Here is a 20,982-nt window from a genome sequence, read left to right as displayed (position 1 = left end):
AGGAACGATATGAAGCAGGTCATTATGAAGAAAAACAAAATTGTGACCATGGAAGAAGCATTGGAGCATATTTCCGATGGATGCACACTCATGTATGGCGGGTTTGGCGGAGTGGGGACTCCTCCGACACTCGTACAGGGTATCCTTGACAAGGGCGTCAAGGAATTGACCTTGATTGGCAATGATACTGGATTCCCTGACATCGGCATTGGCCGGCTTGTGACTGCTGAAAGGGCAAAGAAAGTGATCGCCTCGCATATCGGTTCCAATCCTAATGCCGGCAGGCTCATGACTGAAGGAAAGCTGCAAGTAGAATTTTCACCGCAAGGGACATTAGCCGAACGGATTCGTGCTGGCGGTGTAGGCTTAGGCGGGATTTTTGTCGATGTCGGGATTGGTACGATAGCCGAAGAAGGCAAGGACAAGATGATGATAGAAGGAAAAGAATACTTGGTGGAAACCGCTTTGACGGCTGAAGTCAGCATCGTCCATGCCAAAAAGGCAGATTCGCTGGGGAATTTAGTGTACGACAAGACTGCATGTAACTTCAATCCGCTGGTAGCGATGGCTGGAACCTTCACGATTGCGGAAGTGGAGGAAATCGTTCCTGTAGGCGAATTAGATCCTGAATGTATTGCCACACCAGGCATTTATGTAGATATGGTGATTCCGACAAAAGGGGTGAATTGGAAATGGGCATGGCAGTAGATGTACGAAATCGCATCGCGAAACGCGCCGCCAAGGAAATCCATGACGGATTGATCGTCAATTTAGGCATCGGCATCCCTACCTTGGTGGCCGACCATATTCCTCAAGATATCCATGTGCTGTTCCATGCGGAAAACGGAGTTCTCGGTACAGGGCCAAGCCCTGATCCCGGGCAAGAAGATCCTGCCCTCTGTAATGCGGGAGGGTTCCCGATCACCACTGTAATGGGAGCTTCATATTTTGATAGTGCAACAGCATTTGGAATGATCAGGAAAGGATACATCGACATCACCATCCTTGGAGCCCTGGAAGTCAGTGAAAAAGGGGATTTGGCGAATTGGATCGTCCCAGGAAAGCGGGTGCCGGGTATGGGCGGGGCAATGGAGCTTGCCCAGAAAGCCAAAAAGGTGATCGTCCTGATGAATCATGTGAATAAGCAGGGCGAATCGAAGATATTGAAGGCATGTACGCTTCCATTGACGGCAAGGCAGAGTGTGGATTTAATCATTACGGATATGGCTGTCATGGAAGTTACAGAAGAGGGATTGGTGCTGAAGGAAGTCATGGCGCCATATACCGTGGATGATGTGATAAGTAATACAGAGGCGACATTGAAAATCCATGCTGCTGTCAACACCATTGAATAGGTAAGAGGAGGAAAAAAGCATGAATGAGGTTGTCATCGTTGCTGGAGCGCGAACTGCAGTTGGATCCTTTGGCAAATCACTACGGAATGTTAAAGCTACCGAATTGGGCCGTCAAGTATTGGAAGGTTTAATGGATAATTCTGGATTAGGTAAAGAGAAGGTAAATGAAGTGATTTTCGGACATGGCTATGTCCACGGAGGCGGACTTAACTCGGCCCGTATTTCGTCGCAGATGGCTTGTTTCCCACACAGTGTCCCAGGCCACGTTGTAATCAAAGCATGTGGATCAGGTTTAAAGGCCATTACCAACGCCGCTTTAACTATCGCTGCTGGTCAAGAAGACGTAATCATTGCCGGCGGAGTGGAGAGCATGAGCAATGTGCCTTATATCGTGAAAAATAGATGGGGCGGTAAATTTGGAAACGTAACGATGGAGGATGCTCTGCTGGCAGATGGATTAATATGTTCCTTGGGAAATGAGCATATGGGAATAACTGCCGAGCGCTTGGCTGAAAAATACGGTATCCGTCGTGAAGAACAGGATCTATTTGCTTATCAAAGCCACAAGAAGGCTTGGAAAGCTATAGTAGAGGGGCGCTTTGATAGAGAAATTATTTCGCTTAAAATCAAGGATCGAAAAGGACTTCAAATCTTCAATCATGACGAAGGGGTACGCGAGGACATTCATCTAGATCAACTAGCCAGTCTTCCAGCAGTATTCAAAAATGAAGGAACCATTACGGCAGGAAATGCCTGTCCTATGAATGATGGAGCTGCAGCTGTACTATTAATGTCCAAGCAGCAAGCAGAAGAAAAGGGATTAAAACCGCTCTTGAAAATAAAGGCTTTCGCCAGTGCAGGAGTTGAACCTGGAGTTATGGGGATTGGACCCGTACCAGCAACTCGAAAGGCATTGGCAAAAGCAGGTCTATCGTTAGAGGATATCGGACTGATTGAACTTAATGAAGCCTTTGCTGCCCAAGCACTTGCAGTGATCAAGGAGTTAGATTTGAATCAGGATATTGTCAATGTCAATGGAGGGGCAATTGCACTTGGTCACCCTGTAGGAGCAACAGGTGCAAAATTGACAGTCACACTGATGCATGAAATGTTGCGTTCACAAGTTAAGTATGGAATGGTAACGTTGTGTATGGCAGGTGGGATGGGACTTTCAGTAATCTATGAGAATATGTGTAATTAAGGAGGATAAATGTGCCGGATATAAAAAAACGGATAAACCAATGGATCAAGGATCATCGGGAAGAAGGAACAACCCTATTGCAAAAAATGGTTCAAGCCCCAAGTACGCAAGGAAATGAAGCAGGGGCACAGGCCATCGTCGCCCAAAAGCTGCAGGAAATGGGTTTGCAGATCGATAGTTGGGAACCTGACGGCGGCGAGCTGAAAAAGCATTCTTATTTCTATTCTCCACGCAGTGAATTTTCCAACAGCCCCAATGTGGTAGGTATCATGAAAGGGACTGGAGGCGGACGTTCCATCATTTTGAACGGACACATCGATGTGGTTCCGGATGGGGACCGGGAGCAGTGGGACGACGACCCTTATAGTGGAGCGATTAAAAATGGAAGAATGTTTGGTCGCGGTGTAACCGATATGAAAGGTGGAAATGTATCGCTGATCCTTGCGATGCAGGCATTGAAGGAAAATGGCATCCAATTAAAAGGAGATGTCATTTTTCAAAGTGTGATTGAAGAAGAAAGCGGTGGGGCCGGAACATTGGCGGCCGTCCTGAGGGGATATAAAGCAGATGCCGCCCTGATCCCTGAACCGACGAATATGAGGATCTTCCCGAAACAGCAGGGTTCGATGTGGTTCCGAATCCATGTTAAAGGACGGTCAGCCCATGGCGGAACAAGGTATGAAGGCGTTAGTGCGATTGAAAAAAGCATGACTGTCATCAATCATATTCGTGCCTTGGAAGAAAAGCGAAATGCACGTATCAGTGATCCGCTTTATCAGAACACGCCTATTCCGATTCCAATCAATCTAGGTGTCATTGAAGGCGGTAATTGGCCGTCATCCGTCCCTGACCTTGTGAAAATCGAAGGAAGGATGGGCGTTGCGCCGGAGGAAACGATGGAGCAGGCGAAGGATGAAATGGCGGCCTGGTTATTACAGCTGGGGGAAGTGGACCAATGGTTCAAGGAAAACCCGCCCGTATTGGAATGGTTCGGGGCACGCTGGGTTCCAGGAGCAATTGATGTAGAGCATGAACTGATGAATGCGCTTGTTCATCAATATCGGCAAGTTGCCGGACAGGACCCTGTCATTGAGGCCTCCCCTTGGGGAACGGATGGGGGATTGCTGACACATGTCGGTGAAACGCCTGCAATCGTTTTCGGGCCAGGAGTAACCGAGGTTGCACACTATCCAAATGAATACATCCTGCTCGACAACGTGTTCTCAACAGCCGAAATCATTGCTCTTACATTAATTCAATGGTGTGGAATGGAGCCTGAGCAAGATGGGGTCACCCAGGCCGGGAATAGGGAGACGATACCAGGCAATGGCAATTAAACTGGATAGTATCCCAGCAAGTGAAGCGAACTATTAAGACTTTCACAAAGCGGTTGTTAAAAAACTCTTTTATTTCTTGAACTTTTAACTTTAAAAGAAAATGAGGTAGGAACCATATGGACATGAATCTCATTGATAATCAAGAACCGACAGTTAAAAGGAAACTGAAAGCAAGGCATATGACCATGATTGCCATTGGCGGTTCAATAGGAACCGGATTATTCCTGGCAAGCGGGGCAACCATCCAGAGCGCAGGGCCCGGCGGTGCCCTTGCTGCCTATGCCTGCATTGGAATCATGGTTTATTTCCTTATGACGAGCTTAGGGGAAATGGCGACATATATGCCTGTGTCGGGATCATTTTCCACCTACGCCACACGCTTTGTTGATCCCGCATTCGGCTTTGCACTTGGCTGGAATTATTGGTTTAACTGGGCAGTCACCCTTGCCGTGGAAATAGCTGCTGCAGCCATCATCATGAAATTCTGGCTCCCTGATGTACCCAGCCTTATATGGAGTGCATTATTTCTTGGAATCGTCTTCACCCTCAACGCCCTATCCATTAAAAGCTATGGTGAATCTGAATATTGGTTTGCCTTAATAAAAGTCATTGCCATCATTTGCTTCATCATTATTGGTTTATTGACCATATTTGGGGTTTTTGGCGGAAAGGTGATCGGATTTGAAAACTTCACCATGGACGAGGCACCATTCAAGGGAGGATTTTTATCGATCATCTCAATCTTTCTTATAGCGGGATTTTCTTTTCAAGGCACGGAACTGGTTGGTATTGCTGCCGGGGAAAGTGAGAATCCCGAAAAAAATGTTCCGAATGCGATCCGCCAAGTATTTTGGCGCATCCTGTTATTTTACATCGGGGCCATCCTGATACTCGGCCTCTTGATTCCGTATACAAGTCCAAGTTTGCTGAACGGGGATGTCGAAAACATTTCTGTAAGCCCTTTCACACTCGTCTTTGAACGGGCAGGACTGGCATTCGCGGCATCCGTCATGAATGCGGTCGTATTGACTTCCTTACTATCCGCAGGGAACTCGGGACTATATGCATCAACGCGGATGTTATGGTCGATGGCGAAAGATAAACAAGCTCCCCAATTCCTCGCCAAAGTCAATCGCAGGGGAATCCCGATGAATGCTTTGATTCTAACGGCATTAATTGGCGGGCTCGCCTTCTTGACATCCATTTTTGGGGACCATGTATTTACATGGCTATTGAATGCATCCGGGCTAACCGGCTTCATCGCCTGGATTGGTATTGCAATTAGCCATTATCGCTTTAGACGTGCATATGTTGCACAGGGCGGTGATTTGAACGAATTGAAATATAAAGCAAAATGGTTTCCGCTCGGTCCGATCCTATCATTCGTCCTTTGCATGGGTGTCATTGCAGGGCAGAACTATCAAGCATTCCTAAGTGGCAGCATCGACTGGTATGGCGTCGCCGTCTCCTATATCGGATTACCGATATTTCTGGCGATCTGGTTAGGATACAAGATTTATCACAAGACCAAATTAATATCATTAAAAGATTGTCAATTTGATAAATCAGATGTGGCTTGATATGAATAGATAAAAACCTGAGATCCCTTTGGGGACTCAGGTTTTTTATGGACTTTAATTAGACGATATCGGACGAAAATCCAGTTATATCTCCGAAAATAGAGATATATCGACGAAAATAGGAATATATCTCCGAAAATCCAGTTATATCGACGAAAATAGAAATATATCGACGAAAACGGCAATTATATCGACGAAAGCGGCAATTTTCTATTAAAATTCGCATCATGGTAATTTTTTCAATAAACCATTTTTTATAACTGAATAATTGGGGAAGGTGTGCAATACTATTAATCTATGTACTTTTATTATGTGGATGAAAGGAAAATGAGGATGAAAGAGGCTTATCGCGGTTCTGGAATTGGAGTCATTTTCATGGCGGTCTTCGGTACACTGTGGGCAGGTACTGGTATAATGGGATTGCAGGGGTGGGGGTTTCCCTACGTGGAACTCGCAGCCATATTCGTAGGAATCATAATGGTTATCGAAGGCATTTCATTAATTCATGCATCACAAAAAATGTCCAATCAAGTTTCAGAAAATGGGGCTAGGCGTCTGAAGCGTATCGGATTTTTGTTTAATATGGTCTTCATTGCCGAAGCGGTGCTGATTGGGATTGCCATTGCCGTCTGTAACTTGATCAATCAGACCGATCTTATACCGGGAGTCATCGCCATTATTGTAGGGATTCATTTTTTACCTTTGGCGTCACTTTTCCAAATCAAGGTTTACTATGCAACAGGAGTGCTTCTCTGTTTATTGGCGCTTATCACATTGCTTATTGTGCCAGATACTGTCATGTTTGGGGAGCATCAAATCCTTGCACCGTTATCATTGCTCGGCTTTGGATGCGCGCTAATTCTTTGGTCCACTGGACTTACGCTATGGCTTAGATTAAAGAAATCAAATCGAACGATAGCCGATGAAGATTGAACCAATCAAAAAACCCGTCATGGCAAACGGGTTTTTCATTTTGATTAATTTTTCATCCAGGTCAAGAGCCTGACAATTTGAAATGGTTCATTCCAAACGAGAATGAAACTTAAAAGAAAGAATGCAGCCACAGCCAAAAATTTCGACTTTCCTTTTTCATTTTTATACATGGCCCCGAAACTGCATAACATACCAATAACTAACGCACCGAATCCCGATATCATAAGCTGCTCGGAGGCTTTTGGTAAAGCAAGGGAACAGCAAAATGATAGTGTACCAATCACTGCAAATACAATAGACCAATTGCTTAAACGTTTCATAGTGACTCCTTTTTTACTAATTATACCAATTCAGTGTTTGCAATGAAATTAAAAAATTTGAGGTTGTCACTTATGGGAATATATTGTAATATATATAACAATATAAAAATCCATTTTCATTTTAGAAGCATTGATAAGGACATGAATCATTTTTACGGTCTTCAGAGAGGGAAGAGAAGCTGCGAACTTCCTGGCTTAGGAAAATGTTTTACCGCCTTTGAGCCATATCGGTGAACAAAAGTAACTGATATCGTCTAAGCTGCGTTACAAGCTCCAGAGCCATGAGTGATTCTTGCTTATGGGAAATTGGGTGGAATCACGGGTATAAACGCACTCGTCCCTTACTTAGGGATGGGTGCGTTTTTTATTATTATAATTATTGCCATGATAAGGACATGAATCATTTTTACGGTCTTCAGAGAGGGAAGAGAAGCTGAGAACTTCCTGGCTTAGGAAAATGTTTTACCGCCTTTGAGCCATATCGGTGAACAAGAGTAACTGATATCGTCTAAGCTGCGTTACAAGCTCCAGAGCCATGAGTGTTTCTTGCTTATGGGAAATTGGGTGGAATCACGGGTATAAACGCACTCGTCCCTTACTTAGGGATGGGTGCGTTTTTTTATATATAAAAATATTGCCATGATAAGGACATGAATCATTTTTACGGTCTTCAGAGAGGGAAGAGAAGCTGCGAACTTCCTGGCTTAGGAAAATGTTTTACCGCCTTTGAGCTATATCGGTGAACAAAAGTAACTGATATCGTCTAAGCTGCGTTACAAGCTCCAGAGCCATGAGTGTTTCTTGCTCTATGGGAAATTGGGTGGAACCACGGGTAAACGCACTCGTCCCTTACTTAGGGATGGGTGCGTTTTTTATTACTTAAAAAGGGGTGTTTATGTGATGGGTGAAAAAATGATTAAAGTTCAATTCCCGGATGGGCAGCAAAAGGAATATCAGCAAGGGATGACAGTGGAAAGTGTGGCAGGGTCCATCAGTTCAAGTTTAAGGAAAAAGGCAGTAGCAGGAAAACTGGATAAGCAACTGGTTGATCTAAGTCACAAGCTGAATGATGATGCAGAACTATCGATTTTGACTCTGGATTCGGATGAAGGATTGCAAGTATTACGACATACATCGGCGCATGTTTTGGCACAGGCTGTGAAAAGATTATACCGAAATGTGGAATTAGGAATGGGGCCAGTCGTGGAAGATGGATTTTACTATGATTTTAAGTTAGACCATCCTTTGAGCCCAGAAGATCTACAAGCTATTGAAAAAGAGATGGAACATATCATAAGTGAAAATCTGGAAATCAAAAGGATCGAAGTGACTTATGAAGAAGCTGTGAAGTTATTCGAGGGCAGAGGGGAGTCATTCAAGTTGGATATAGCAAAGAACATCCCTAATGGTCAAAAATTAACGCTCTATCAACAGGGGGAATTCGTCGATCTTTGCAGAGGGCCGCACCTTCCATCCACATCATTTGTAAAATCGTTCAAATTGACTCGTGTATCTGGTGCCTATTGGCGGGGAGACAATCAAAATGAAGTTCTTCAAAGGGTGTATGGCGTGGCATTCCGAAAGAAAAAGGATCTACATGAATACTTTGAATTCCTGGAAGAAGCGGCCAAACGTGATCACCGTAAATTAGGGAAGCAGTTGGAGTTATTCATGTTTTCGGAGGAAGCCCCTGGAATGCCGTTTTATTTACCGAAAGGGCAAATCGTTAGAAATGAATTGGAGAAATTCTCGCGGGAGCTTCAGACTGAAGCTGATTACGACGAAGTTCGGACTCCTTTCATGATGAACCAGCGGTTATGGGAACAATCGGGTCACTGGGATCATTACCATGAGAATATGTACTTCACTGAGGTGGATCAAACAAAATTCGCGATGAAGCCAATGAACTGTCCGGGTCATATGCTTATTTTCAAAAACAGTCTTTATTCTTACAGGGATTTGCCAATCCGGATGGCCGAATTCGGGCAAGTCCACCGTCATGAATATAGCGGTGCATTGAACGGGATGCTGCGGGTCCGTACATTTTGTCAGGATGATGCCCACATCTATGTTCGGCAGGATCAAATCGAAAGCGAAATTAAACAAGTGTTTCATCTGATTGATAAGGTGTATCGCACTTTTGGATTCGAGTATTCCGTGGAGCTCTCGACGCGTCCAGAGGATTCCATGGGCGATGATTCCCTTTGGGAAGCTTCTGAAACAGCCTTGAAAAATGTTCTGGAAAGCATCGGGATACATTATCAAGTAAATGAAGGGGACGGAGCATTTTATGGACCGAAAATTGATTTTCATATTAAAGATGCATTAAAACGAAGCCACCAATGTGCAACAATCCAACTTGATTTTCAAATGCCCGACAAATTTGATCTGAATTACATCAATGAAAATAATGAAAAAGTTCGTCCGGTCGTCATTCATCGTGCCATTTTTGGATCGATCGATCGTTTTTTTGGAATTCTGATAGAACACTTTGCCGGTGCTTTTCCGGCATGGCTTGCCCCGGTGCAAGTACAGATCATCCCTGTCTCACAAGTTCATTTGAATTATTGTTTAAAGGTTCAAAAAGAACTGAAGAATCAAGGCATAAGAGTGAAAATTGATGATCGGAATGAAAAGCTGGGGTATAAAGTCAGGGAAGCACAGTTGGGAAAAATCCCATATATGCTGGTTCTTGGAGATAAAGAAGAGAAAGAAAATGAAGTGAATGTCCGGAAATACGGGGAACAAGAAGTTGAAAATGTCGCAATAGAAACGTTCATCATGAAAATGGCCCAGCAAATAAAAGAACGCAGCATCTAACAAGAAAGCAGCCTAATCCGGAATTCACGAGTAAATGCACGAAACTCACGAGTAAATGCGCGAAACTCACGAGTAAATGCGCAAAACTCACGAGTAAATGCTCCTGAGATTAGGTTTGGATAAAAAAAGACAGCCGAATAAATCGGCTGTCTTTTTTCTATCTACAAATCCATACCCAGCCAACGCCCGGAATGAACTGCTGGAAACAGTTACGACCCGGGCCGCCGTGCCCGCCGCCAGGGCAGGTTAATCCTAGGTATTGTAATCCAACTATATCTGTATGATGAACCTCATTTGGAATGCCACCTTCAAGTATCTGTACCATACCAGTAGCATTATTTCCCCATTAAAATAAAGGTGTGCAGGGTGTTACCCCAAAAAACCTCTGAAACGTTGACCTTGTCGGCCTGCGTTTAAATGGCTCTGAATAGTGGTTACTGGAACCAGTGTTTGTACTGGCAGTCTGTCATCATAATAAGGCAAATTAACATAAGAATTATCGTAATAATATGGAACAGTAAAGTATGGAACATATAAAAGTAATAACCGTGATTATACTTTGTGTTTACCCTTTCAGGCTATGAACAATGGGGGATAAGTGTCTGGCATGGACAAAGAAGGATAATAAAATAGGCGGCCTGTTTTATCTATTTAATACGAACTCACGAGTAAATGCTTATGTAAATAAAACCTTGGCTGCTTGGATGGCAAAGTAAATGCCAATCCCTATAAGGGATATACCCGAAATGATCGAGATGCCCATTAGAATGGGTTTGGATAAAAAGCGTCTGAAGGTGCTGGCGATGATGGCCATTGCGAAATCCCAGGTTAAGAGGCCGACAAGGATACCTGAACTGTAAAAAAGTAAATGATCCATATCATATTTTGAAGCGGAGTTTGCGAGAATGGATCCATAAATCCCCAGCCAAAACAAAATGGATAAAGGATTCGAAAGGGACATGATGAATCCTGTCAGGAATGAAGAAAAAAGGGAATCTTTCGCTTTTCGTGCATTCACTTCAATCTTACCTGCACTTAGCAGACTTTCGATTCCGGTATAGGTCAGGACGAAAAATCCAAAAAGCCATAAAAATGTCTTCATGAAGGGGGTGTCCAAAAAGTGGACGACACCGAAAAAGACGAGGGCTATAAAAACAAAATCCGCTAAAATGGCACCCCAGCCAAAAATCCAGGCATGCCAAAAACCCTTCTTGATTCCTTTGTCCAATTGAGCAGCGTTTATGGGTCCGATAGGAGCCGCCAGTGATAAACCTAATAATACATAGCTGAAAAAAACACCCAATTCATCACCTCATCGTTTGATACATCTTCGCATATTTGAATGTATTCAAACAATTGGACTTGTACCACCTTTTTAGTCCTTTTTTGACGGTGAATCATAGTCTCGTTTGCTGTTTACCTAGTCGTAACAAATGTAAAAAAAGAGAAGAATATTTTAAAGGTCAAAAGGGGTAATTTTGGGAAAAGCGCTACTGAATAAATCCATCAAAGCTATAACATAATAATTTAAGACATCTAAAAAATGATGCAAAACATATTGATTTCACAAATGGTTACCTTTTATGCAATAAGTTGCTTTTATAATGGATGAGGAGTGTAAGTATGGAAGGTCATGAGAAGCAAAATAAAGACGTAAGCGTGTGGTGCCTGATCAGTATGGCATCAATTCCATTGGTGATGACACTTGGAAATTCAATGCTTATCCCGGTTTTGCCCATTTTCGAGGATAAGGTGGGGATATCTTCATTTCAATCAAGCATGGTAATAACAAGCTATTCCGTTGCATCCATTTTTTTAATTCCCATAGCAGGTTATTTATCAGATCGATTCGGACGGAAGATGGTGATCCTGCCAAGTCTGATCCTAGCCCTTATTGGTGGATTGGTCGCAGGTTATGCTTCATGGAAAATGGAAAATCCCTATACATGGATCATCATCGGGAGGGTATTGCAGGGGATTGGGGCATCTGGTGCCTCACCTATCATTTTGCCTCTGGTGGGGGATTTATACAAGGATGATGATGAAAAAACGAGTTCTTGTCTGGGTATCATAGAAACCTCGAATACATTTGGGAAAGTGCTTAGTCCAATATTGGGTTCCCTGTTTGCTGCATTTATCTGGTTTTTACCATTCTTCTCGATTTCATTCTTCAGTTTAATATCTATTGTCTTGGTCTTTTTCTTTATAAAGGTACCAAAGGAAAAGGATGATCCGAAGAAATTCAAAGAATTTTGGCATGATACGAAAAAAATATTCAAGCAGGAAGGAAAATGGTTATATACAGTTTTCCTGATTGGTGTATTTGTCATGTTGGTTTTGTTCGGCGTTCTTTTCTTTTTGTCTGATAATCTGGAAAAAATCCATGATTTGCATGGAGTCAAAAAAGGTTTAGTGATAGCGATCCCGCTATTTTTCCTTTGTGTGTCTTCTTACGTTGCAGGGAAAAAAATCAAGGGTGAATTACCAATCATGAAAAAGATCATCATGATTAGTATAATTGTCCTTTCAATCAGCCTTGTATTTGTCGGTTTTACTAAAAACAAAGTTTTCCTTTTATTACTCGTAACGAGCTTGGTTGGCATAGCAATTGGTGCGTTATTGCCGACACTCGACGCAATCATCACTCAAAATATAAAAAAGGAACAGCGGGGGACGATAACCTCCTTCTACATGTCATCCAGGTTCATCGGAGTTGCGGCAGGCCCTCCGGTCATGTCCCTTGTCATGAAAAATCATATCAATTTGAGCTATATCATTACAGGGATCATAGGCATAGGCATCGTCTTGATTGTTTTGAAATTCATTAGTTCAGACAAAAAAGAAGCTGCTGCATAATAGGATTCAATAGAAATTCTCCGAAAAAGCCGGGTTTTCCCACGGCTTTTTTTTGTTTGTAACACGCAAAAAAAATCAATACAGGAATAGAGATTCTTTAATTTCCTGTTTTTTGAACGGATTCATCATGTCAGTGACCAGTCCATTATCCATTTTATTCTGGTTGGGTATATATGGATCTGTTTTAGCTAAAACGGCTTCAAGCTATGGGACCTCCCAACTTTTCATTTATAGCGGAATGATTTGCTTGGTCTTACCTGCTGGGATTTTTTTGTGGCTGCATTAACGAATGGATTTCGCAGGTTTTTAAATGAAAAAAGCTTAATGGCCATTTCGATCATCTCTGGATTATCTTTGATCGGCTTTGGTGTTTATTTTGCATATCAAGGCATTTCTGCCATCGTATCATAATGCTTAAGCACTTCAATTCTTATTCGGGTATTTGATTTATCATTTGGTAAACTTCTTCCTTGCATAATTCATTGTGGCATTATCAACACTATGAATGATGGAAGGGGGGATTGTTATGACAACAAAAGCCAATTGCAGTTCAGCGAAAGGGATGGCTGCTCAAAATTCCAAAGCATCTGGTGAACAACAAGGCGATATGAAATGGTGGCAGCTATCATTGGTCGGTGTCGGCTGTACGATCGGGACTGGTTATTTCCTCGGTTCGACCATAGGGATTAAAACGACGGGGCCATCCATTGTATTTTCATTTGTATTGGCTGCACTAGGTACATACATCGTTTATAATCTGCTTGCTAAGATGACGGCTGCCGATCCCCAAGAGGGTTCTTTTTGTTATTATGCCAATAAAGCATTTGGACGATGGGCTGGCTTTAGCTGTGGCTGGAATTATTGGTCCTCCAATATATTGATCATGGGAAGCCAGCTTACTGCGCTTTCGCTATTATCTCAATTTTGGTTCCCGAAAGTACCTCTGTGGCTATTTGCATCCGGTTTTGCAATTGTTTCGATCGTGGTGGTATTGCTGGGGACAAAAGGGTTCGACAGAGTGGAAAACATACTTGCGATAATTAAGACGGCAGCGATCGTTATGTTTATCATTATTGCAATATGTGCGGTTTTCGGCTGGTTTGGTCTTGATGGAGGGAAACCGCCCTCATTCCCGAATAAGTTCAATGAATTATTTCCAAAAGGGCTAAAAGGGTTTTGGATATCCCTTATCTATGCCTTTTATGCGTTTGGCGGCATCGAGGTCATTGGACTGATGGCGATGCAGCTTAAAAAGAAGGAAGATGCGCCAAAGGCAGGGACGATCATGCTCTTTGTTCTTACCATCATATATGTAGTTTCATTGGGGTTAGCAGTAACTATGATTTCATTAGGAGCATTCAGTGAAAAAGAAAGCCCCTTCGTTTCGGCATTGGACAGTTATCACCTGGCATTTTTCCCGCACGTTTTTAATGGTGCGATCATCATTGCCGGTTTCTCGACGATGACCGCTTCACTATTTGGTGTTACCAATCTATTGGTAACGCTCTCCGATGATGGGAATGCACCCGCATTATTCATGCAAAAGATCAAGAAATTCAAGGACCTTCCACTGCCCTCACTCGGTCTTGGAGCCTTGGGACTTTTAGGATCAATCATCACTGCCTTGCTCCTGCCAGGCAAGATTTATGAATACATTACAACATCAGCTGGAATATTACTTTTGTATAACTGGGCATTCATCATTCTCTCCTCTTTTAAAATATTGGAAAATAAGGTTTGGAGTAAGATTACGGCCGTTTTCGGACTTCTTTTAATTTTAGCCGCCGTAAGTGGCACCCTGCTAGAAAAAGAGATACGTCCAGGGTTTTTCATCAGCCTTTTATTCATCGTGATCATCGGTCTTGCCGCCGTTTTCATGAAGTTCAAGGTTTGGAATAAGAACAAGGCGATGGCCGCAAAAGCGAGTAAATCAGGGCTTGATTGAAAAAAGGAACTCGACTATACGAAGTCGAGTTCCTTTCGATTTGGCGCTAAACTTCAATGATGATCGGAAGGATCATTGGTTTTTTCTTAGTTTGAGTAAAGAGATATTGCCCAAGTTCCTTCTTTATGGTTTGCTTAATGACGTTCCACCGATATATTTTTTCATTTTGTAAGTCGTTGACCGTTTTCATGACAAGACGGTTCACATGCCTAAGGAGGTCCTCGGAATTTTGAACATAAACAAATCCCCGGGAAATGGTATCGGGTCCTGATACTATTTTTCTTTCCGTCTTGCTTAGTGTTATGACGATCACGAGCATTCCATCTTCGGAAAGCTGCTTACGGTCCCGCAGAACGATTTCCCCAACGTCACCAACGCCAACACCATCAACAAAGGTATTGCCTGCAGTCACCTTTCTCGTTTGACGGGCAACGGAGTTTTCAATATCCACCACATCGCCGTTATTGATGATGAAAGTATGGTCCTTCTCCACCCCGACAGACTCAGCTAGCAATCGATGCTGGTGCAACATCCGATACTCACCGTGAATCGGTATGAAATACTTAGGTTTCATCAGGGTAAGCATGAGCTTCAACTCTTCCTGATAGGCATGTCCGGAAACATGCATGCCCGTTACAGTCCCAGAACCGTAAATGACTTTGGCACCAAGTTGAAACAGGTTGTCGATGATACGTGAAACATCCCGTTCATTTCCGGGTATTGGAGTGGAGGCAAGAATCACTGTATCATCAGGCAGTATACTCATATCCCGATAATTCGAACTGGAAAGGCGGGAAAGGGCAGCAAATGGCTCTCCTTGACTTCCAGTACATAATACTGCGACCTTTTCAGGAGCATAATTATCCACTTCTTGTGGTTGGATAAGCATCCCATCAGGAACCTGGAGGTAGCCGCGTTCAATGGCAACGGATACGACGTTCACCATGCTTCGTCCAATCAGGGCGAGTTTCCGGTTTGTCTTCTGTGCAGCGTTCACAACTTGTTGAACGCGATTGACATTTGAAGCGAAGGTCGAAAGAATGACTTTCTGTTTTGCCTGCATGAAGGCTTCTTCAATATGGCTGCCAACCAGATGCTCCGAGGGGCTTGAGCCGGGGCGTTCAGCGTTCGTGCTTTCAGATAATAAAACCAGTACACCTTCACTCCCGATTTTGGCCATTTTATGAATATCGGGATACTGATCATTCATGGGAGTCAAGTCAAACTTAAAGTCCCCTGTATGAACGACCGTGCCTACGGGCGTATGCATGGTGACTCCAAGGCAATCGGGTATACTATGATTCGTTTTGAAAAAGTCCAGAACCATCTCCCCAAATTCCAACCTTGAATCCGAATCGATCTGGATTAATTCCGTATCAGCCAAAAGGTTATGTTCTTTTAACTTCAATTCAATCAAACCAAGTGTTAAACGTGTGGCATAAATGGGTACATTCAATTTTTTCAAGAAATAAGGGATCCCGCCAATATGATCTTCATGCCCATGAGTCACAATTAAAGCGCGGATCTTCTCCTTATTCTCCTGAAGAAAGGAAATATCGGGAATGATCAAATCGACTCCTAATAAACTTTCATCAGGAAACTTTGCACCACAATCAATAATGACGATATCGTTAGAATATTGAACCACGTACATGTTTTTACCGATTTCGTTCACTCCGCCCAGAGCCAGTATGGACAAAGCACTCTCTTTCACACTCAAGTAGATAGACCTCCCTTTATGATGATAAGGATAGTGTTTCCTTAGGTCCCTTTTATAAAACCAACTCTTTTTTTAAAACAGGGCAATTCAAAAAGCCATAAAAAAACACCTACCGTTTTTGGTAGGTGCGTGTATCTTCACTATTCATCGGCTCAAGCAAGAATTGATGCTTTCTTCAAAAGTCTCAATGTAAGCTTGGACCTGTGATGCATATCCAGTCTTCAAAGTGAGCAGCAAACTTTCTATCAAGAATTTTCGCGGCTTGTCGGACTGCATCAGCTCATCTTGGATAAAGTCGATTAATTCAATGGCTCTTGTTCGATTTTCATCGCAAGGCAAAGCTTTGTTTATCGCTTTTTTCAATTCAGTGGTTGATTGAAGCAAATCATTATGGCAAGGATCAAGGTGGTTTGTAAAGTTTGGGAACCACGTATCCATTAGTTCCGGATCAATGATCTGTTCCCCGCTTTCAGCCACTTCATTGACTAAGCGGACAATACGGTTCATGCAATAGCGGATAATTTGTATGTCCGGTGTACCGGCGGGATTGGCACGATAGCTAAAATGATTCATGTGAGTCATCATCGAATGAAAGATAATGACGCTATCTAAAAGATAGGGTTTTTTGCTTTCACCGAATATATCGATAAAACGATTATACATCCAGCGTAAGCTCAACAATAGCGTGCTATTGATGAATTGTTTTAATTCTTCATCGTTGGAAACACGGACTTCTTCGATCAGGATAAGCAATTTGCTTTGCTTGTTCACCATCAGCTGCAGTTCGAGCTGCTGGATGAAAATATCAATATCGGCGGAATCTTGACCAATCAACAGTTTTTCCCGGTCATGGCGAATCTTTGTATAGAAGGAACGGAAAATGGCTATAAATAATTCACCCTTCGAAGGGAAATAATTATAAAATGTACCTTTTGATATACCGCTGCCATCTAAAATGTCCTGTATGGACGTGGCTTGGTAGCCCTTGTCAATAAACAGCTTATGAGCCGTATCGATGACATTCTGCCTTCGATTATTCATCATATCACCTTATTTTCATTATACTGCTTGTATAAATGTAATCGTACTCTATTTTTCATCACAGCACAAACCCTTATTTAAACCAGTAAATTTTTATTGCAAAAAATGAACTAGGGGTATATTATTGATTTTGTGAGTTTGGAATATACCGCTCGTATAATTAAATGAACCAATAGTTTGAATGGAGGAATAGATAAAAAGTGAGTACTGCACAAACAAATGAGAAAAAGGGTTCGTATGGCATTTTGGCCATACTGATGGTCGGGGCTTTTATAGCGATACTGAATTCAACCCTTTTAAATATTGCACTGCCATCAATCAAAACAGACCTGGGAATCGAGACTTCCACAGTTCAATGGCTGACAACGGGCTATATGCTTGTGAACGGAATCATGATTCCGACAACAGCCTTCTTAATAAGAAAATATTCGGTACGTAATCTGTTCCTGACAGCCATGCTCCTATTCTCGATCGGGACGATCGTTGCAGGTGTAGCGCATACATTCCCGCTATTATTGAGCGCACGTATGGTTCAGGCTGCAGGTTCTGCAATTATGATGCCGTTATTAATGAACGTGCTTTTAACTGCTTTCCCTGTTGAAAAACGGGGCTCTGCAATGGGATTATTCGGTTTGGTCATGATGTTTGCCCCTGCAATCGGGCCGACGCTTTCAGGCTGGATCATCGAACATTATGATTGGAGAATGCTATTCCACTTCATCACTCCGCTTGCTTTACTAGTGCTTCTTCTCGGCTTCTTTAAACTTAAAGACAAAAAGGAAAAAGTCGATATTAAAATCGATAAATTATCGGTCATCCTATCTAGCTTGGGCTTTGGCGGCCTGCTTTACGGATTCAGCTCTGCAGGCAGCAAAGGCTGGGATAGCCCTTGGGTATATGGAACATTGATTGTCGGTGCCATTTCCCTGATCCTTTTCATTACACGCCAACTTAAAATGGAAACGCCAATGCTTGAATTCAAGATCTTCAAACATCCGATGTTCGCTTTATCTGCAACGATTTCAATCGTGCTTAATATGGCCATGTTCTCGGCGATGATCTTAATGCCGATGTATACACAAACGGTCCGTGGCATTTCACCATTCGATTCAGGGTTGCTGATGCTGCCCGGTGCACTATTGATGGCCTTCATGTCACCGATTACCGGTAAGCTCTTCGATAAATTCGGTGCCCGCATACTTGCTTCAACCGGTTTGTTTATTACTGTGGTGACGACGTATTTCTTCAGTAAATTAACAATGGATACTTCTTATACACATATTGTGATTCTTTATTCCGTCCGTTTATTCGGTTTGTCCATGGCAATGATGCCGATCATGACAAATGGATTGAACTCACTGCCAGCACGTATGAACCCGCATGGTACAGCCATGAATAACACGCTGAACCAGATTTCCGGTGCAATCGGTACGGCATTGCTTGTTACGGTCATGTCAAACCATGCCGCTTCTTCCGGTGAGGATTTAATGACCAAAGCAATGAGCAAATTAACAAGCCAGCCCACTGCTGAGATGATGGAACAAATGCAGGCCCAAATCGGGATGCAGGCGATGCTCGATGGAATTAACTTCTCCTTCTTTGTATCCACCTTCATTGCTGCTGTGGCACTGATTCTGACATTATTCATTAAGCGCGCATGGCCGGCTGAAGAAAAACCAGCTATGAAAAAAGATCAAACCGCTTAGATGAAACAATAAAAAAGCCCTATGCCACCTGAATAGTTCAGGCAGCAAGGGCTTTTTCTTTTAAGTTTAGCCGACTTTAATTGTTTTACCCGGTGATTTTCACTTGTATATAAAAAAAGCGCAGTGCCATTTGCACTGCGCTTTTTCAGATCAAGATGTCACTTCCTCTGAAGTTACTTTTGCATGCTGGATATGACTGGCTATCCAACCAATGATCGCTGCAAAAACGAGATAGGCAAGTAAGATCCAAATCTGCGTTTGCAAGTTTTCCCAGCCGCCTAATGAGATGACCTCTTGAAGTTCCTTTAATGAGTGGGCCATAGGTAGAAATTGACCGATTTTCGTCAATAATGACATGCCCAGTTCGCCTGGGAATGTTCCGCCGCAGGTCGCCAATTGGAACACGAGAAGGGTCACGGCTGCGAATTTGCCCACCACTCCGAATACGGTCACCAACATAAGAATGAATGTCATGAAGGTAAATGAAACGATGATGCTTGATAGAATGAATACAGGGACACTGGCCACGTGTAAATGGAATCCAAGAAGGACGACTGCATCCACTAGAAGTGCCTGTATCAAGCCGATTACATATACCAGCATTAATTTATTCGTGAAATGAACGGTTCCGGTAACCTTAAGATTATGCCTGCGGCCAAGCGGTAAGATATTGGAAGCCATGATACCGCCTACATAAAAGGCCAATGACAGAAAATAAGGAGCAATCCCGGTTCCGTAGTTAGGTACTTCAGATAAATTGGATTGGACCAATTGTACGGGTTCAGAGAACATCGAAGTTGTCGAATCGTCGTACTGAAGACTGGCCGTTTTATCGGCAGCTTCATTAAGCTTGGTGGATAATTTGCTTGAACCCGTTTCCAGTGAAGCCAGTCCGTCTTGAAGTTCCGTCGATCCACTGGCTAGCTGGCTGCTTCCGCCGGCTAGCGAATCAATTCCGGCATGTAAAGTGGAGAAACCATTTTTCCATTTAAATAATCCATTCGCCAATTCTTCAGAACCCTCGTTTAATTGCTGGGCACCTGAGGTAGCCTGTGCCATTTTATCACCAAAAGCATTCATCCCGGTTTGAACGGTTTCTTGTCCATCAGCCACTTTGGCAGCACCTTCGCCCAATTGCTTTTGACCGGCATGTAAAGTGGTGGCTGCTTCGGATAAACCTTCTGATAGGGCAACGATTTGCTTGAAGTCTTGATCCTTTATTGCATCAGGATGACTTTTCATATAGGCATCCAATTGTTTTTTTAGAGTATCCGCTGTATTGGCAGCCTGTTCTTGCCCTTGCATCAATTTTGCATTTCCGGCTGACCAGTTCTCAACACCTTTACTTACTTCATTCATTCCATTTTCCAATGAGTCATGTGCATCAGATAGCTGTTTCATGCCTGAATGCAAGTTCTGGGAACCTGTTGATAATCCTTTCGCACCATCCGCTAAGGCTTCTTGTCCATCCAAGAGCTTGGTGCTTCCTGTTTGCAGCTTCTGGACACCATCATTCAAATCCTGGATACCATCATTCAATTTCTCGCTGCCGCTTTTCGCATCCGCCGTTCCTTGATGAAGCGTTTCCGCACCATCCCCGGCATCCGCCAAGCCGTTAGAAACGTCCTGGAATTTCGAAAGGATGCCTTCAGAATAGACCTTCGTAATGCTTGCGTTGATTTTTGCCGTCATTTTTTCAACAGCAGTAGAGCTGATCTGTGAAGCAACGAAGTTCTTACCTGGATTGACAGAATACAAAAGTTTAGCCGTTTCCGGTTTTTTATCCATTAAAGTCGTGACATTTTCCGAAAAATCTTCCGGAATCGTGACAACCATATAATAGGTACCTTCCTTAAGACCCGTATTTGCCTCCTTTGCCGTGACAAAGTGAAAATCCAATTCTTTCTGCTTTTTTAATTGTTCAACGAAATCATCTCCAGCCTCGACTGGCTTATCGTCCATTTCCGAACCTTTATCGAGATTGACCACTGCCACAGGGAGCTGATCCAACTTCCCATAAGGGTTCCAATATCCTGCCAAGAAGAAACCTGAGTAAATCAATGGAACGACCAGAAGGAAAATCAAGGCGATTCTCCCGTGTTTATGTTTCCACATTGCTTTTATATCTTGAAATACAAGTTGTAAACCTTTCATTATTTGAGCCTGCC

General features: G+C 43.0%; 15 protein-coding genes, 1 pseudogene and 2 other annotated features. Of the genes and pseudogenes, 11 read left to right on the top strand and 5 right to left on the bottom strand.

Annotated elements, in window-relative coordinates; all coding sequences use genetic code 11:
- Positions 1-9 precede the first annotated feature (9 nt).
- The 6 genes from MKY17_RS22005 (at position 10) to MKY17_RS21980 (ending at position 6,406) form a co-directional block, all read left to right on the top strand.
- On the top strand, positions 10-708 hold the full coding sequence (locus MKY17_RS22005) for a CoA transferase subunit A (RefSeq protein WP_098372468.1): 699 nt from the start codon (positions 10-12) through the stop codon (positions 706-708).
- Complete coding sequence (locus MKY17_RS22000) at positions 693-1,355, top strand: 3-oxoacid CoA-transferase subunit B (RefSeq protein ID WP_098372467.1); 663 nt, start codon at positions 693-695, stop codon at positions 1,353-1,355. The genes MKY17_RS22005 and MKY17_RS22000 overlap by 16 nt, the downstream gene beginning before the upstream one ends.
- A 19-nt stretch (positions 1,356-1,374) precedes the next feature.
- A complete protein-coding gene (locus MKY17_RS21995) occupies positions 1,375-2,556 on the top strand; it encodes a thiolase family protein (RefSeq protein WP_098372466.1) in 1,182 nt (393 codons plus the stop codon).
- 11 nt (positions 2,557-2,567) lie between these two features.
- Positions 2,568-3,893, top strand: coding sequence for a peptidase (locus tag MKY17_RS21990; protein ID WP_098372465.1), 1,326 nt, complete (start codon positions 2,568-2,570; stop codon positions 3,891-3,893).
- Positions 3,894-4,015: 122 nt separating this feature from the next.
- Positions 4,016-5,473 (top strand): amino acid permease, encoded by a 1,458-nt coding sequence (locus MKY17_RS21985; protein WP_098372625.1) that lies wholly within the window; start codon positions 4,016-4,018, stop codon positions 5,471-5,473.
- A 327-nt stretch (positions 5,474-5,800) separates the two neighbouring features.
- Complete coding sequence (locus MKY17_RS21980) at positions 5,801-6,406, top strand: hypothetical protein (RefSeq protein ID WP_098372464.1); 606 nt, start codon at positions 5,801-5,803, stop codon at positions 6,404-6,406.
- Between the two features lie 44 nt (positions 6,407-6,450).
- Here the strand turns inward: MKY17_RS21980 and MKY17_RS21975 are convergent, their stop codons facing one another.
- Entirely contained in the window at positions 6,451-6,726 is a 276-nt protein-coding gene (locus tag MKY17_RS21975; protein WP_098372463.1) for a hypothetical protein, read from the bottom strand.
- A 121-nt stretch (positions 6,727-6,847) separates the two neighbouring features.
- Positions 6,848-7,071: a binding site (T-box leader), on the top strand.
- Positions 7,072-7,101: 30 nt separating this feature from the next.
- Positions 7,102-7,325: a binding site (T-box leader), on the top strand.
- Between the two features lie 301 nt (positions 7,326-7,626).
- On the opposite strand from MKY17_RS21975, the gene thrS reads away from it, so the two are divergent.
- Complete coding sequence (gene thrS, locus MKY17_RS21970; RefSeq protein ID WP_339200671.1) at positions 7,627-9,546, top strand: threonine--tRNA ligase; 1,920 nt, start codon at positions 7,627-7,629, stop codon at positions 9,544-9,546.
- Positions 9,547-10,222: 676 nt separating this feature from the next.
- Here thrS and MKY17_RS21965 read toward each other — a convergent pair.
- Positions 10,223-10,849 carry a LysE family transporter gene (locus MKY17_RS21965; RefSeq protein WP_098372461.1) on the bottom strand — a complete coding sequence of 209 codons (627 nt, stop codon included), beginning with the start codon at positions 10,847-10,849 and terminating at the stop codon, positions 10,223-10,225.
- 320 nt (positions 10,850-11,169) lie between these two features.
- Between MKY17_RS21965 and MKY17_RS21960 the strand changes: the two genes are divergently transcribed.
- From MKY17_RS21960 to MKY17_RS21950, 3 genes and pseudogenes are all read left to right on the top strand, one after another.
- Positions 11,170-12,402, top strand: a complete 1,233-nt coding sequence (locus MKY17_RS21960) for an MFS transporter (protein WP_286177155.1) — start codon at positions 11,170-11,172, stop codon at positions 12,400-12,402.
- Between the two features lie 82 nt (positions 12,403-12,484).
- Positions 12,485-12,813, top strand: a pseudogene (locus MKY17_RS21955) (LysE family transporter); the annotation flags it as partial.
- 151 nt (positions 12,814-12,964) lie between these two features.
- Positions 12,965-14,347: an amino acid permease gene (locus MKY17_RS21950; protein WP_098372623.1), complete on the top strand. Its 1,383-nt coding sequence runs from the start codon at positions 12,965-12,967 to the stop codon at positions 14,345-14,347.
- A 46-nt stretch (positions 14,348-14,393) separates the two neighbouring features.
- Here the strand turns inward: MKY17_RS21950 and MKY17_RS21945 are convergent, their stop codons facing one another.
- Complete coding sequence (locus MKY17_RS21945) at positions 14,394-16,067, bottom strand: ribonuclease J (protein ID WP_098372460.1); 1,674 nt, start codon at positions 16,065-16,067, stop codon at positions 14,394-14,396.
- Between the two features lie 144 nt (positions 16,068-16,211).
- Entirely contained in the window at positions 16,212-17,111 is a 900-nt protein-coding gene (locus MKY17_RS21940) for a TetR/AcrR family transcriptional regulator (RefSeq protein ID WP_098372459.1), read from the bottom strand.
- Positions 17,112-17,365: 254 nt separating this feature from the next.
- On the opposite strand from MKY17_RS21940, the gene MKY17_RS21935 reads away from it, so the two are divergent.
- Positions 17,366-18,814, top strand: a complete 1,449-nt coding sequence (locus MKY17_RS21935) for a DHA2 family efflux MFS transporter permease subunit (RefSeq protein WP_098372622.1) — start codon at positions 17,366-17,368, stop codon at positions 18,812-18,814.
- Positions 18,815-18,964: 150 nt separating this feature from the next.
- Here the strand turns inward: MKY17_RS21935 and MKY17_RS21930 are convergent, their stop codons facing one another.
- Positions 18,965-20,968, bottom strand: coding sequence for a YhgE/Pip domain-containing protein (locus MKY17_RS21930; RefSeq protein WP_098372458.1), 2,004 nt, complete (start codon positions 20,966-20,968; stop codon positions 18,965-18,967).
- Positions 20,969-20,982 lie beyond the last annotated feature (14 nt).

Source organism: Peribacillus sp. FSL P2-0133 (genome assembly GCF_037975445.1).
Classification (GTDB): domain Bacteria; phylum Bacillota; class Bacilli; order Bacillales; family DSM-1321; genus Peribacillus; species Peribacillus simplex_E.
The sequence above is the reverse complement of the archived record's forward strand: the minus strand, read 5'-3'. Positions and strand labels throughout refer to the sequence as shown.

Coding starts and splice junctions, on each gene's coding strand:
- thrS (WP_339200671.1), top strand. CDS start 7,627: ATGGGTGAAAAAATGATTAAAGTTCAATTCCCGGATGGGCAGCAAAAG.
- MKY17_RS21995 (WP_098372466.1), top strand. CDS start 1,375: ATGAATGAGGTTGTCATCGTTGCTGGAGCGCGAACTGCAGTTGGATCC.
- MKY17_RS21935 (WP_098372622.1), top strand. CDS start 17,366: ATGGTCGGGGCTTTTATAGCGATACTGAATTCAACCCTTTTAAATATT.
- MKY17_RS21960 (WP_286177155.1), top strand. CDS start 11,170: ATGGAAGGTCATGAGAAGCAAAATAAAGACGTAAGCGTGTGGTGCCTG.
- MKY17_RS22000 (WP_098372467.1), top strand. CDS start 693: ATGGGCATGGCAGTAGATGTACGAAATCGCATCGCGAAACGCGCCGCC.
- MKY17_RS21980 (WP_098372464.1), top strand. CDS start 5,801: ATGAGGATGAAAGAGGCTTATCGCGGTTCTGGAATTGGAGTCATTTTC.
- MKY17_RS21930 (WP_098372458.1), bottom strand. CDS start 20,968: ATGAAAGGTTTACAACTTGTATTTCAAGATATAAAAGCAATGTGGAAA.
- MKY17_RS21985 (WP_098372625.1), top strand. CDS start 4,016: ATGAATCTCATTGATAATCAAGAACCGACAGTTAAAAGGAAACTGAAA.
- MKY17_RS21950 (WP_098372623.1), top strand. CDS start 12,965: ATGGCTGCTCAAAATTCCAAAGCATCTGGTGAACAACAAGGCGATATG.
- MKY17_RS21975 (WP_098372463.1), bottom strand. CDS start 6,726: ATGAAACGTTTAAGCAATTGGTCTATTGTATTTGCAGTGATTGGTACA.
- MKY17_RS21940 (WP_098372459.1), bottom strand. CDS start 17,111: ATGATGAATAATCGAAGGCAGAATGTCATCGATACGGCTCATAAGCTG.
- MKY17_RS22005 (WP_098372468.1), top strand. CDS start 10: ATGAAGCAGGTCATTATGAAGAAAAACAAAATTGTGACCATGGAAGAA.